The organism is Streptomyces sp. NPDC031132 (assembly GCF_055570595.1).
The window spans coordinates 156192-169829 of record NZ_JBVIGX010000011.1; the positions used below are offsets into that span (position 1 = coordinate 156192).

The window sequence follows — 13638 nt, forward strand, 5'->3', positions numbered from 1 at the left end:
ACGACAACCGAAGGACACGCGACATGCACCGCGCACTGATCGTCGTCGACGTACAGAACGACTTCTGCGAAGGCGGCAGCCTCGCGGTCTCCGGAGGGGCCGACGTCGCCGCCGCGATCACCGAGCTGATCGGCCAGGCCACGGCCGGCTACCGGCACGTCGTCGCCACCCGCGACCACCACGTCGACCCCGGGGCGCACTTCGCGCACCCCCCGGCCGAGCCGGACTTCGAGACCTCCTGGCCGGTGCACTGCGTCGCCGGAACCGAGGGCGTCGGGTTCCACCCGAACTTCGCGCCCGCGGTCGCCTCCGGGGCCGTCGCCGCCGTGTTCGACAAGGGGGCGTACGAGGCCGCGTACAGCGGGTTCGAGGGCGCCGACGAGAACGGCACCCCGCTCGCCCGGTGGCTGCACGACCGGCAGGTCACCGAGGTCGACGTCGTCGGGATCGCCACGGACCACTGCGTGCGCGCGACGGCCCTGGACGCGGCCCGCGCCGGTTTCACCACCCGCGTGCTGCTGGACCTGACGGCCGCCGTGGCCCCCCACACCGCCGCGCGCGCGGTCGAGGAGCTCCGGTCGGTCGGGGTCGGGCTCGTCGGCGAGAGCCCCCGCCAGAGCCCGTGACGGGCGGGGCGGGCCGGGCCGGGCGGCGGCCGGGTCGTCTCCCTAGTGGCCCAGCAGGGCGCGGATGGGGTGCCAGAGCTCCTGGGCCCGGTCCGGGGCGCCGCGCCACAGCAGCCCGTCCGGGTGGTGCAGGACGGCCGTGACCTCGTCCGGGGTCGGCGGCTGCGCGTTGCCGCGCAGGTACACCGCCCGCATCCCGAGGTTCCGCAGCCTGGTCAGGGCGCGGGCCCGGTTCGCGGCGTGCACCAGCACACGGACGTTTCCGCCCTCGCCGCACGGCCTCGGCAGCGTGAGCGCGACCACCACGCTGCCGCCTGGCAGTCTGACGAAACCTCCACCGGGCATGATCTTCAGCTCCCCCGTCAATAAGAAAACTCGCACCCGCATCTAAACGCGATCGGCCGCCGCCCGCTAGAGGGCGACGGCCGATCATGCTTTGACCTGCGGATTTACCGAATTACTTGGCGGCGGGCCCGACCTCGATCGTCATCTGGAGGCCGTCGTAGGTCTCCTTCGCGATCTTGATCTTGGTGTTGGTGTCAGCGACCTTCACCGAACCGGTCGGGTTCTCGTCGTAGTAGTACTTGCCCTTGTGGTCGTCGAAGACCAGGTTCGCGGGCTTCGGCTTCAGGAACAGCGACTCACCGTTCTTGTGCAGGGTGAACGCGTCCGTCGAGTACGCGCTGAACGTCGCGTCGTACGGCTGGATCTTGTTCCGCAGCAGGGTGCCGTCCGCCCACTTCATCGGCTTGGCGTTGGCGTCGATCGGGAGGATCAGACCCTGGCCCGGGTGCTGGCTGGTGTTGTTGTCCTTCTGGGACTTGTCCCACAGCCAGATCAGCAGGCCGTCCTGGTACGGGTAGTGCTCGACCCAGCCCGGCTTGGAGTTGGCCCAGCCGAAGTTGTACGGGCCCACCTTGAGGGTGGAGTCGTACGAGACGTAGCGGCGGTTCTCCGCGAGGTAGTACTGCGGGTACTCCTTGGTGAAGCCGGCGCCGATGCGCGAGAAGCCCTTGCCGGTCCAGCCGTTGTCGCCGTTCTCGGCGCCGTCGGTGAACAGGTTCTGGCCGTCCGCGGTGATGGTGAAGGCGTCACCGGTGAAGCCCTTGCCGCCCGCGCCGCCGTCCGTGGCGTAGCGGAACCGGACGTCGATCTTCTTGCCGGCGTAGGCGTCGAGCGGGAACTTCAGGTCCTGCCAGCCGCCGGAGACGTCGGTCAGACCGGCGTTGCCCGCGGCGTCGGCCGGGATGGCCTTGCCGTTGGCCGTGCCGTTCAGGACGGTCCAGGCGGCGCCGCCGTCGGTGGACACCTCGGTGTAGAGGTAGTCGTAGTCCTTCTCGATGTCCCACCAGCCCTTGAGGGACAGTGCGGCGGAGGACTTGCCGGTCAGGTCGACCGAGCGCGACAGGGTGTTCTTGAGGTCGTCGCCCATGTTGCTCCACCACTGCGAGGAGCCCTCGGCGGGAGCGACGATGTCGGTCTTGACCTGCTTCTTCGGCAGCTCGACGACCAGCGCCTGCTTGTCCTTGGTGTTGTACTCCGAGACGCCCAGCTTGTGGGTGGACTTCGTCGCGGCCTTGGCCGTGTCGTAGTTCAGCCAGCCCAGCTGGAGCTTGTCCCAGGCGGTCATGTCGCCCGGGAGGTCGCCTATGGAGTCCTTGCCGTTGCCGAGCCAGGAGCCGGCGGACATCAGGGACCAGAAGCCGACCGAGTTCTCGCCGCCACCGGAGGTGTCGTAGAGGTCCGGCAGACCGAGGTCGTGGCCGTACTCGTGCGCGAAGACGCCGAGGCCGCCGTTCTCCGGCTGCATCGTGTAGTCGCCGACCCAGATGCCGGTGCTGCCGATCTGGGTGCCGCCGGCCTTGTTGTTCGCCGGGCCGGTCTTGCCCGCGTCGGTGCCGTAGGCGTACCAGCGGTGCGCCCACAGCGCGTTGGTGCCCTGGACACCGCCGCCGGCCGACTCGTCCTCGCCCGCGTGGACGATCTGGAAGTGGTCGATGTAGCCGTCGGGCTCGTTGAAGTTGCCGTCGCCGTCGAAGTCGTTGCGGTCCCACTGGTCGTACTGCGCCAGCGTGGCCTTGATCTCGGCGTCGGTCTTGCCGGCCTTCTTCTGGGCGTCGACCCACGCGTTGACACCGTCGCGGACGGTGTCCCAGACGTTGGCGCAGTTGGTCTGACCGCAGTAGTTCGAGCCGTAACGGGCCTCGTTGTACGGGATCTTGACCCAGTCGGCGACCTCGCCCTCGACCGAGTAACGGCCCGAGGAGGTCTTCTCGTAGTAGGTCTTCAGCGAGTTCTTGCCCTTGCCGGTACCGAAGTACAGGTCCTGGAAGTACTCGCGGCTGAAGTCCTTGCGCCAGGCGGTGCTGTTGTTCGTGGCGCGGTCCGGCTGGGCGATCTGGTTGCGCGCCGGACCGGGGTTGCCCCCGTACTTCGGGACGGCCGGCTTCGGGCCGTCCGCACCGTCCGGGTCGAACATGGTGGTGTTGTCGACCTGGTCACCGAACTCGACGAGGATCGTGAAGATCTTGTCGGTCTTCTCGCGGCCGAGCTCGACGTACTTGCTGTCGTCGAGCTTGACGACCTTGGAGGCGCCGCGCTGCTCGACGGTCTTCTTACCCGACAGCACCTGCTCCAGGGCGGCTTCCCGCGCCTGGGCCTGCTGGTCGCTGAACGGACCCTTCAGGTTGTGCTGGACCGCCTCCTTCGCGGGCGCGGTCGGGTCCTGGCGGTCCGAGGCGGGCGCGGTCGACGGCGCCTCGGAGGCCTGGGCTGTGACGAGGAAGGCGCCCGAAGCCGCAGTCGCGGCCAGGGTCACACCGATGGCTGCGGTACGCAGCGCTCGTCGACGGCTGGAATTGCTGGTCACTTGATGTCGTTCCCCTCCCGCGGCCGCGACACAGGTCGGAACGTCTCCATAGGAGCGGGGGGTTCCGCGCGGCGCGCGTCTCAAGTGACGACATTTGACCGGAGAGTCTAAAGAAAAGACAGACCTTGACTTCTTCCTTACAACTGCACTATGCGGTCAGGGAGTTCCGGTATGCGGACGTTCCTCTGCCATATAGGACGAAGGGCGCGTCCTGACCACACTGTGGGACGGGTGGGTGAACCCGTGCGCCCCCCATGCCCCGGGCACCGTGGGTTAGGTCACGCTTACTGGCGGTTCCGCTCGGGAATCCCCCGACGTAGAGTCGCTTGACGCGCGACCTAGTTGAGCAGACTCCCCCTCCCCGCCTTGAGGACGGATATCGCCATGCCGCGTCCGACTGCCGCCCAGCTGTTCTACGGGTCCGCCACCGTAGTCGTGTCGACGATCGCCATGCTCCTGCTCTCGGAAACGAGCACGGGACGCGGGATCGCCGTCATCACCACCGTCGCACTGGCCCTCGGACTGCTCGTCGCGCTCACCGCCGCGAGCCCCCGCCGCCGCGGCCGGCACGCCGCCCCCGCCGGAGCCCCCGCCCGTACCCCTGCCGTTCCCCCCGGTGTTGCCGAAATCACTCCCGGACCGGCCCCCGCGGCCCCCGCGGACGCGGCGGCCGCCCGGGTGACTGAGCCCCGGGCGGCCGCCGTCGAACAGCCGGTGCACCACTGAGCCGTAGGCCGCCCAGCCGTACGCCGGTCCTCCTCGTCGCTACGCCCTCACCACCACGGTCTTGCCCACCTTGTCGTGCAGGCCCTGCTTGTACGGTTTGTCCACGAGGATCGAGACGATCAGCACGATCTGCCACAGGCAGGGGCAGCACAGGAGCGCGGGCAGCCAGAGCATGGCGGCCCGCCCGAGGGCCGCGCCGGACTGCGGGACGCTGCCGTCGTTGAGCATCGCGACGCGCAGCCCCAGCGCCTTCTTGCCGATGGTCCTGCCGTCCTTCTGGGCGAACCACCAGTCGTAGCCGACGAACAGGACGATCGAGATCAGCGTCATGGCCAGCCCGCTGCCGCTGTACGACTTGGTGAAGACCTCGCTGACGTCCTCACCCTTGTTCGTCTCGACCACGTAGCGGTTGGTGCCGAACGCCAGCTGGATGAGGAACAGCGGGATGAGCACGATGATCACGTCGATGATGCGGGCCCCGAGCCGCCTGCCGAAGTCGGCCAGCGGGGGCATTCCCGCGAGCGGATCGGGCATGCCGTAGCCACCGCCGTACGGGTCGCCCGGGCCGCCGTACGGGGGCGGCGGGGGCGGGTATCCGCCGCCGCCGGCGCCGCCGCCCGGGCCTCCCGGCGGCGGTGGGGTGCCACCCGGGGGCGGGGTCGGGCCTCCCGGCGGCGGGCCGTACGGCGAACCGCCCGACGGAGGCGTCGGTTCCTGGGGCTTCTTGAGGAACGGGTCGTCCTCGGGCGGCTGGCCCGGCGGCGGCTGATCGGTACTCATGGCCCGAGTCGAACCCGGCTCCGCGAACCCCGCAACGGGACGGCGTCCGTTCGGGGGAAGCGGCCCCCGGGCGGCCCCTGGCCGGGCCTCAGCGGGCCACGTACGTGCCGGCCGCCCGGTCGTGCCAGCCCCGGCGGCGGGGCCGGTCCACCAGGCACCAGAGGCTGCCGGGGAGCCCGAGGAACGCGTACACCAGCCAGCGGCGCAGCGCCGCGCCGAAGGTGGGCGGGCGGAGCGTGGCGGCGGACAGCACCCGGACCCCGAGGAGCTTCTTGCCCGGGGTGCGGCCCCAGCGGGCGGTGGGCAGCGCCTCGTAGAACACCCCGAAGAGCAGTACGGCGCCCAGGACGAGGCCCGCGTATCCGGCGATGGTGGTGTCGAACAGCCACACGGTGGTGGTCCGGCCGCTGCCCTTCGCGGCGTCGACCTTGGCCTCGAGGTGGGCGGCGGCCGCGGGAAGGAGGGGCCGGGCGGCCCCCGCCGCGACCGCGCCGAGTACGAGGGTGTCCAGCGCGCGGGCCAGGGCCCGGCGCACCAGACCGGCGGGGCGGACGGCCCGCTCCGCCATCCGCTCGAAGACGGCCCGCTCGGTGGGCCGGGAGGCCGTACGGCCGGCCGCCGGAGCCGGTGCCGCCGCGGCTTCGAGGCCGCGATCCGCCTCGGCGGGGGTGGCCGCCCGGCGGGGGGCAGGGGCGCCATCCGCGGCGGACCCTGCGGCCGGCCGGGGCCCGGACGCGGGGCGGCGGGCCGCCGGGGACTGCGCGGCCGGCGACGACGACGCCTGCGCGGACCGGGCCGGCGAAGCGGCAGCCGGGTCGCGCCGTACCGGCGTCACGGGCTCGGGGCGCGCCACCGCGTCGCGGTGCATCGGGGCCTCCGGCTCGGGCCGGGCAGCCGGGTCCCAGGCCGCCGGGGCCTCGGGCTCGGGCCGGGCCGCCACCGGGTCGCGCCGCGGTGCCGGGTCGCGGCGTACCGGGGTCTGCGGCCATGAGGAGGTGAGCCCGGACGGTCCGGCGCTGCCGCCGGGGGCGGCGGGCCACGCGGGCTCGACGGGAGCCGGGGCCGGGGCAGGAGCGGGAGCCGGGGCCGGCGCCTGGGCGGCCGGGGAGCGCGCGGACAGGATCCCCACGCCCTCGGCGGAGCCCCGGGCCGCCGAGGCCTGCTCGGGGAACCGCTCCGCGGTCGCCGCCGCGGCAGCGGACGGCGTACGGGCGAAGGACACCCCCGGCCCGCGCTCGGGCCGTTCGGCGGCGTCCAGCGGCTCCGGGCGCGGCCCGCGGCCCAGCGAGACCCCCGACGAAGGGGCGGGCGCGTGCCCCGCGTCGGGCTCGGGCGGCGGCGGGTTGCCCCAGGACACCCGGTGGTCGCGGGGCCCGCCGAAGCCGGCCTGGTGCAGCGGGTCGGCCTGCCAGGCGGGCGCGGGAGCCGGTACGGCGGGCCCGGCGACGGGTTCGGGCCCCGGTTCGGGCAGCGCCTCGGTCACGCCGGTCTCGTCCAGGAACACCGGGCCCGTCTCGTCGGACCGCGCGGCAGGGCGGCTCGTACCCGGAACCCAGTTGAGGCCGTTCCAGTACCGGACGAACCCGGGGATGGACGGATCGGGGTAGTAGCCCTCGCGGGCCGCGTGCTCGCCGTCACCAGGGGAGGCCGTCAATGTCCCCAACTCCGATCGTGGCTTGAGGCTTGTGGAAGGGGAGGACCATAGCCAAGAACCGTGCCCCGACAGGTCCTGTAACGGGAGATTCCAAGCGTCTTTGATCAGATGCGTGATCCCGTGCCGGACGTGGTGTATGGCACGGGGATGAGGGTCTCGGTCCGGTGGGTGGGGCCGCGTGCGGCGATACGGCGCCATGCGCGGCGGCCTCGGTCGCCCTGCCGGCCGCACCCGTCACGCCCGGGCGGGGCGGTGGTCCGGCCCGGGCGGCGCAGCGCCGTCCATACGGTCGACGGAAGCCTGCGGCCCGCGGCCTCCTCGCCGGAGGCGATCGCATCCACGTCATCCGCGTTCCAGTGCTCGGCCGGTGAGCGGCAGCCTCCGGCTCATGACCGCCCCCCTTCCGGCACCACGCTGTGCGGTCATACGACCAACGACGGGCACGGGAAAAAGGCACGCACCCGATCCCAGAATCTGCGCACGGCGACAGGATCGGGCGCAGCACACCATCGCAGTGGGGGGGGTGGCCCTTAGGGCGAACGGCTGTTCCTACGGCTGCTTTCAGCCATCCGACGGGATCAGGCCAATCCCCGATTCGGTGCGCGAAGTCGCGTCATACCCGGGCACATCGGCGCTCTCTCCGGGTGTGGGGCGCGAACCGGCCCCGCGACACGAACCGGAGATCCCGAAGTGAGGCCGCCATGCACCACCCCGTCATCGAGCGCGAGCTGGAACTCAAGCTGGTCCTGTCCCCCGAGCGCAGCGTCGCCGTCCCCGCCCGGCTGGTCTACCTGACGGACGACCCGTTCGCCGTGCACGTCACCTTCCACACCGGCTCCAGCGCCCCGGTCAACTGGACCTTCGCCCGCGAGCTGCTGGTCGAGGGGGTCTTCCGTCCGTGCGGCCACGGAGACGTCCGGATCTGGCCCACGAAGGTCGACGACAAGGCCGTCCTCTGCATGGCCCTGACCTCCCCCGACGGCGACGCCCTGCTGGAGGCCCCGGCCGGCTCGGTGTCGGCGTGGCTGGAGCGCACGCTGCGCGTGGTCCCGCCCGGCACGGAGGCCGAGCGGCTGGGCCTGGACGACGCGCTGGCGGAGCTGCTCGCGCCGACCCCGGCCGACGACCTGTGGATGCGGGATCCGTGGCCGTCGGACGAGTCGGCGGACGGCGACCTGTGATGCGGATCCGCCACCTCGGGCTCGTACGTTCCATACCCGGACCCGGCGTACGGTCAGAAGAGCTTGCCGGGGTTGAGCAGGCCGAGCGGGTCGAAGGCCTGCTTGACCGCGCGCTGCATCTCCAGCCCCACCGGTCCCAGTTCCCTCGCGAGCCACTCCTTCTTCAGGACCCCGACCCCGTGCTCGCCGGTGATGGTCCCGCCGAGGGCCAGTCCCAGCGCCATGATCTCGTCGAAGGACTCGCGGGCCCGGCGCGTCTCGTCCTCGTCGGCCGGGTCGAAGCAGACCACCGGGTGGGTGTTGCCGTCGCCGGCGTGCGCGCAGACCCCGATGAGCAGGTCGTACGTGCGGGCGATGGCGGCCGTGCCGTCGAGCATCTCGGCGAGCCGCGAGCGCGGCACGCAGACGTCGTCGATCATCGTCGCCGGGCGCAGGGTGTCCAGCGCGGTCAGCGACATCCGGCGGGCCTGGAGCAGCAGTTCGGACTCGGCCTCGTCCTCGGCGGGGACGACGGCGGTGGCTCCGGCGGCCGTGCACAGCTTCCCCACGGCCGCGAGGTCGTCGGGGGCGTGCGGGGTGTCGAAGGCGGCGAGGAGCAGGGCCTCGGTGGCGTCCGGCAGGCCCATGTTGCCGAGGGCGTTGACGGCGCGGACGGTCGTACGGTCCATCAGTTCCAGCAGCGAGGGCGTGAGGCCGGCCTCCATGACGGCGCAGACGGCCGCGCAGGCGGCCGCGGCCGAGGGGAACTCGGCGGCCAGCGCGAGCTGCCGGGGCGGCGCAGGGCGCAGGGCGAGAACGGCCTGGACGACGACGCCGAGGCTGCCCTCGGAGCCGACGAAGAGCCGGGTGAGGTCGTACCCGGCGACGCCCTTGGCGGTGCGCCGGCCGGTACGCAGGAGCCGCCCGTCGGCGAGGACCACGTCGAGGCCGAGCACGTACTCGGCGGTGACCCCGTACTTGACGCAGCACAGGCCGCCGGACGCGGTGCCGATGTTGCCGCCGATCGTGCACTGCTCCCAGCTGGAGGGGTCGGGCGGGTAGTACAGGCCCTGGGCGGCGACGGCCCGTGAGAGCACCGCGTTCACGACGCCGGGTTCGACGACGGCGATGCGGTCGACGGTGTTGATCTCGAGGATCCGGTCCATCTTGACGAGGGAGAGCAGGATGCAGCCGTCGGAGGCGTTGGCGGCGCCCGACAGACCCGTGCGGGCGCCCTGCGGGACGACGGGGACCCGTAGCGCGGTGGCGGTGCGCAGCACGTGCTGCACCTGTTCGACGGTGCGGGGCAGGACCACGGCGGCCGGGGTGCCGGCGGCGCAGAAGTTGGCCATGTCGGTGGCGTAGGAGGCGGTCACCTCGGGATCGGTGAGAAGGGCCTCGGCGGGGAGCCCCTCCAGGAGGCTCGCGCGCAGACGTACGGAGAGATCGTCGTCCATGACATCCATGAGCCCAGCGTGACACCGGGGGCCATCGGTGTGAACACGGCCGCGACGGGCTTCGGACACCTCGGCTAACTCATCATATTGACGCACAGTGACCCCATGGACCGTATCGACCGAATCGACGAGGAAGCGCAGCAGCCCGCGCCACCCGTGACCTTCACCGGCCGCAAGACCCTCGTGGCGGCCGCGGTCGCGGTGGTCCTGATCGCCGGGGCCCTGCTGATCCGGCCGGCCCGCCAGGGTGACGACGCGCGCCCGCCGGGGCCCACCGAGCGGGCCGCCTCGGCGGTCGGCATGGGTGCGCCGGCGGCGGCGGTGGACCTGACGGCGTTGGTCGCGGACCGGGAGAAATGGGTCGCGGGGCACGACAAGGACGACGCGTCCTGGGCGGTGCTCGGGGCGGCGTACCTGGAACAGGCGCGCCGGACGGCGGAGCCCGGCTGGTACCCGAAGGCGGAGAAGGCGCTGAAGCGGTCCCTGGAGATCCGCCCGGCCGAGAAGGGCAACTTCGACGCGATGACGGGCATGGGCACGCTGGCCAACGCCCGGGGCGACTTCGGAACCGGGAAGAAGTGGGGCGAGCTCGTACGGGCGCAGGCACCGAAGCGGTGGACGGCGTACCCGGTGCTGGTGGACGCGTACACGGGCCTCGGCGACTACAAGGCCGCCGAGCGGTCGATGGAGCGGCTGGTGGACCTGCGGCCGGGGCTGGCGGCGTTCATGCGGGCCTCGCAGGTGTACCGGGACCGCGGCTGGCGCGAGGACGCCACGATGGCGATGGAGCACGCGGGGGGTGCGGCGAAGGCGCCGGCGGAGAAGGCGTACGTGTTGTTCCGGCTCGGGGAGCTGGCCTGGGAGCGGGGGGACGCGAAGGAGGCGCTGCGCCAGTACGAGGGCGCGCTGCGGGCGGACCCGGCGCAGGCCGAGGCGCTGGGCGGCCGGGCCAGGGCACTGGCCGGGCTGGGCCGGGGCGGGGAGGCGGTCCGGGACTACCGGATGGCGCTGGGCCGGGCGCAGGTGCCGCGGCTGGCGCTGGAGCTGGGCGAGCTGCTGGATGCGCTGGGGCGCGGGGACGAGGCGAAGGCCCCGTACGAGATGCTGCGCGCGGCGGCTGCGCGGGGCGCGGCGGAGGGGGTGAACGACGCGGTGGTCCTCGGCCTGTTCGAGGCGGACCACGGGGATCCGGCGGTGGCCGTGCGGCGGCTGACGGAGGAGTGGTCGCGGCACAAGAACATGCACGTGGCGGATGCGCTGGCGTGGGCGCTGCACAAGACGGGCGACGACGCGGGGGCGCTGGAGTACGCGAAGAAGTCGACGGAGCGGGGGGCGCGGAGCGCGGACTTCGCGTACCACCGGGGGATGATCGAGCGGGGTCTGGGCGACGACGCGGGGGCCCGGCGCCACCTGGAGGAGGCGCTGCGGACGAACCCGCGGTTCTCCCCCGCCCGGGTCCCCCTGGCGAAGGAGGCCCTCGCTTCGATCGGCCAGCCGCCGCCGGGCGGCCCGGAGAACATGCAGCCGACCAAGCCGTGGGTGGCCCCGGACCTCCCCAAGGCGGCGAAGCCGAAGCCCCCGACCCCGGCGGCAAAACCGAAGCCGAAGCCGAGCCCCTCCCCCAAAACGGCCAAACCCAGCCCCGCGAAGGCCTGAGGCTCGCCCCGGCAGCGGCCCGCCCGTTCCAGCCCGCCGCGTTCGAGGCGCGGGGGCCCGGGGGCGGAGCCCCCGCAACTGAGCCGCACGTGAACCCGGCCCCGCCACACCCGGCCCCGCCGGCGTTCGAGGCGCCGGGGTTCGGGGGCGGAGCCCCCGGCAACGGCGCCGCACCCGAACCCGGAACCCGACACCGCCGGAGGCAACGGCAGAGCCCCCGGCGCCGACAGGCGACGCCAGGGGCCCGGGACCCGCGACCTACAGGTTGCCCCGCTTCTCCTGCTCCCGCTCGATCGCCTCGAACAGCGCCTTGAAGTTGCCCTTGCCGAAGCCCATCGACCCGTGCCGCTCGATGATCTCGAAGAACACCGTCGGGCGGTCCTGCACCGGCTTGGTGAAGATCTGCAGCAGGTAGCCGTCCTCGTCCCGGTCGGCCAGGATCTTCAGCTCGCGCAGCTCGTCGATCGGCACCCGCGTGTCACCGACCCACTCGCCGAGCGTGTCGTAGTACGAGTCCGGGACCGACAGGAACTGGACGCCCGCCGCACGCATCGTCCGCACCGTCGCGACGATGTCGTTCGAGGCCAGCGCGATGTGCTGGACGCCGGGGCCGCCGTAGAACTCCAGGTACTCGTCGATCTGCGACTTCTTCTTCGCGATCGCCGGCTCGTTGATCGGGAACTTGACCTTCTTCGTCCCGTCCGCGACCACCTTCGACATCAGCGCCGAGTACTCGGTCGCGATGTCGTCGCCCACGAACTCCTTCATGTTCGTGAAGCCCATGACCTTGTTGTAGAACGCGACCCACTCGTTCATCCGGCCGAGCTCGACGTTGCCCACGCAGTGGTCGATGGCCTGGAAGGTCCGCTTGGCCGGCGCCGCCACCATCGGCTCGACGGCGACGTAACCCGGCAGGTACGGCCCGGTGTAGTCGACGCGCTCGACGAGCGTGTGGCGGGTCTGCCCGTACGTGGCGATGGCGGCCAGCACGACCGTGCCGTGCTCGTCCTTCATCTCGTACGGCTCGTCCAGGCCGCGCGCGCCCTGCTCGACGGCGTACGCGTACGCCGCCCGCGCGTCCGGGACCTCGATCGCGAGGTCGATGACACCGTCGCCGTGCTCGGCGACGTGCTCGGCGAGGAAACGGCCGTGGTCCGTCGTCGGCTTGATCACCGAGGTGAGGACGAAGCGCGCGGAGCCGTTGGTCAGGACGTAGCTGGCCGTCTCGCGGACGCCGTTCTCCGGTCCGGAGTAGGCGACGAGCTTCATGCCGAAGGCGGTGGAGTAGTAGTGCGCGGCCTGCTTGGCGTTGCCTACGGCGAAGACGACCGCGTCCATGCCCTTCACCGGGAAGGGGTCTGCCTCACGCGCGGTGTGCGGGGTGGTCTCGAGGGTCTCAGTCATGAGCGCAGAGTCCCGCCGATCCACAAGCTGCGCAATAGTTTCCTGTTTGGCTGTACAGACTGACCAGCTGAGACGGAGTATGGCTGAGAGATCTGTGCAGTATGACCACCCGCGGAGCGGCCGGAGGCAAGCCATGGGAATCGACGAACTCGACGGCCGGCTCATCGTCCTGCTCGCCCGCGAGCCCCGGATCGGGGTCCTGGAGGCCTCGCGCCGGCTCGGCGTGGCGCGCGGCACCGTGCAGGCCCGGCTCGACCGGCTCCAGTCGAACGGGGTCATCCGCGGCTTCGGGCCGCAGGTGGACCCGGCGGCCCTCGGGTACCCGGTGACCGCGTTCGCGACGCTGGAGATCAAGCAGGGCCAAGGGGCCGACGTAAGGGCGCACTTGAACGGGGTGCCGGAGGTGCTGGAGCTGCACACCACGACCGGGCACGGGGACATGCTGTGCCGGCTCGTGGCCCGGTCCAACGCCGATCTGCAGCGGGTGATCGACCGGGTCGTCGGGTTCGAGGGGATCGTGCGGGCCTCGACGGCGATCGTCATGGAGAACCCGGTGCCGCTGCGGGTCATCCCCCTGGTGGAGCAGGCGGCGCACGAGGGCTGAGCCGTCCGGGCGGTTCTCAGAGGTTCCAAAGAAGACGTTGCAAAGAAACCCTTGCATAGAACCCTTTGCAACCTTACGGTTGAGGCATGCCCGTAGAGCCGAACGCCGAAGAACCGAACGCCGACGAACCCAAGGTCCGTACGCTCGACGCCCGCTCCCTGCGCGGCCTCGCCCACCCGCTGCGCATCCGCATGCTGGCCACGCTGCGCCTCGAAGGCCCGGCCACGGCCTCGCAACTGGCGGAGCGGCTCGGGGAGTCCAGCGGTTCCACCAGCTACCACCTGCGCCAGCTCGCCGCGCACGGGTTCGTCGAGGACGCGCCGGAGCACGGCAAGGGCCGCGAACGCTGGTGGCGGGCCGTCCACGACGGCACCCAGTTCGACGAGAAGCTGATCTACGCCGAGGACCCGGCCACCCGCGGTGCGGCGGACCTCTTCCTGCACGAGATCGCGACGATGCACACGCAGGAGGTGAGCACCTGGATCGGTACGGCCCACAACTGGCCCCAGGACTGGCGGCGCGCCTCGGAGATCAGCGACTTCACCCTGCGCCTGACGCCCGAGCAGACCCTCGAGCTGATCCACAAGGTGCACGACGTGATCAACAGCTACCGCGACCTGCCGCCGTCGGAGGGCGCGAAGACGGTCCGCCTCCACTCGCACGTCATCCCGCGGACCGGCGAGTAACCGCACCCGCCCCGCT

The 13638-nt window shown here is 72.0% G+C and carries 12 protein-coding genes; 6 read left to right on the forward strand and 6 right to left on the reverse strand.

All coding sequences use genetic code 11. The annotated features are described in order from the left end of the window. The first annotated feature begins 23 nt into the window (after positions 1-23). Positions 24-626, forward strand: a complete 603-nt coding sequence (locus ACZ49B_RS19030) for an isochorismatase family protein (protein ID WP_468307069.1) — start codon at positions 24-26, stop codon at positions 624-626. Positions 627-668: 42 nt separating this feature from the next. On the opposite strand, the gene ACZ49B_RS19035 is transcribed toward ACZ49B_RS19030, so the two are convergent. Both ACZ49B_RS19035 and ACZ49B_RS19040 read right to left on the reverse strand, forming a co-directional pair. Continuing rightward, the gene (locus ACZ49B_RS19035) at positions 669-971 is read right to left on the reverse strand and encodes a hypothetical protein (RefSeq protein ID WP_030158646.1); all 303 of its coding nucleotides are present in this window, start codon (positions 969-971) and stop codon (positions 669-671) included. Positions 972-1083: 112 nt separating this feature from the next. Next, complete coding sequence (locus ACZ49B_RS19040; protein ID WP_468307072.1) at positions 1084-3495, reverse strand: immune inhibitor A domain-containing protein; 2412 nt, start codon at positions 3493-3495, stop codon at positions 1084-1086. A 384-nt stretch (positions 3496-3879) separates the two neighbouring features. On the opposite strand from ACZ49B_RS19040, the gene ACZ49B_RS19045 reads away from it, so the two are divergent. Beyond that, positions 3880-4221 (forward strand): hypothetical protein, encoded by a 342-nt coding sequence (locus ACZ49B_RS19045; RefSeq protein WP_468307075.1) that lies wholly within the window; start codon positions 3880-3882, stop codon positions 4219-4221. Between the two features lie 39 nt (positions 4222-4260). Here the strand turns inward: ACZ49B_RS19045 and ACZ49B_RS19050 are convergent, their stop codons facing one another. Both ACZ49B_RS19050 and ACZ49B_RS19055 read right to left on the reverse strand, forming a co-directional pair. Then, positions 4261-5001, reverse strand: a complete 741-nt coding sequence (locus tag ACZ49B_RS19050) for an RDD family protein (protein ID WP_468307078.1) — start codon at positions 4999-5001, stop codon at positions 4261-4263. A gap of 88 nt (positions 5002-5089) precedes the next feature. Further along, on the reverse strand, positions 5090-6655 hold the full coding sequence (locus tag ACZ49B_RS19055) for an RDD family protein (protein WP_468307080.1): 1566 nt from the start codon (positions 6653-6655) through the stop codon (positions 5090-5092). Positions 6656-7356: 701 nt separating this feature from the next. Here ACZ49B_RS19055 and ACZ49B_RS19060 point away from each other — a divergent pair. Beyond that, entirely contained in the window at positions 7357-7836 is a 480-nt protein-coding gene (locus tag ACZ49B_RS19060) for an SsgA family sporulation/cell division regulator (protein ID WP_468307083.1), read from the forward strand. A 53-nt stretch (positions 7837-7889) separates the two neighbouring features. Here the strand turns inward: ACZ49B_RS19060 and ACZ49B_RS19065 are convergent, their stop codons facing one another. Continuing rightward, a complete protein-coding gene (locus ACZ49B_RS19065) occupies positions 7890-9272 on the reverse strand; it encodes an FAD-binding oxidoreductase (RefSeq protein ID WP_468307260.1) in 1383 nt (460 codons plus the stop codon). A gap of 105 nt (positions 9273-9377) precedes the next feature. Here ACZ49B_RS19065 and ACZ49B_RS19070 point away from each other — a divergent pair, with 105 nt between their 5' ends. Further along, positions 9378-10928, forward strand: a complete 1551-nt coding sequence (locus tag ACZ49B_RS19070) for a tetratricopeptide repeat protein (protein WP_468307086.1) — start codon at positions 9378-9380, stop codon at positions 10926-10928. 258 nt (positions 10929-11186) lie between these two features. Here ACZ49B_RS19070 and hppD read toward each other — a convergent pair whose 3' ends face one another. Continuing rightward, positions 11187-12332 carry a 4-hydroxyphenylpyruvate dioxygenase gene (gene hppD / locus ACZ49B_RS19075; protein WP_468307089.1) on the reverse strand — a complete coding sequence of 382 codons (1146 nt, stop codon included), beginning with the start codon at positions 12330-12332 and terminating at the stop codon, positions 11187-11189. 133 nt (positions 12333-12465) lie between these two features. Here hppD and ACZ49B_RS19080 point away from each other — a divergent pair, with 133 nt between their 5' ends. Next, entirely contained in the window at positions 12466-12936 is a 471-nt protein-coding gene (locus tag ACZ49B_RS19080; RefSeq protein ID WP_030299924.1) for an Lrp/AsnC family transcriptional regulator, read from the forward strand. An 86-nt stretch (positions 12937-13022) separates the two neighbouring features. Beyond that, complete coding sequence (locus ACZ49B_RS19085) at positions 13023-13622, forward strand: ArsR/SmtB family transcription factor (protein ID WP_468307091.1); 600 nt, start codon at positions 13023-13025, stop codon at positions 13620-13622. The last annotated feature ends 16 nt before the right edge of the window (positions 13623-13638 follow it).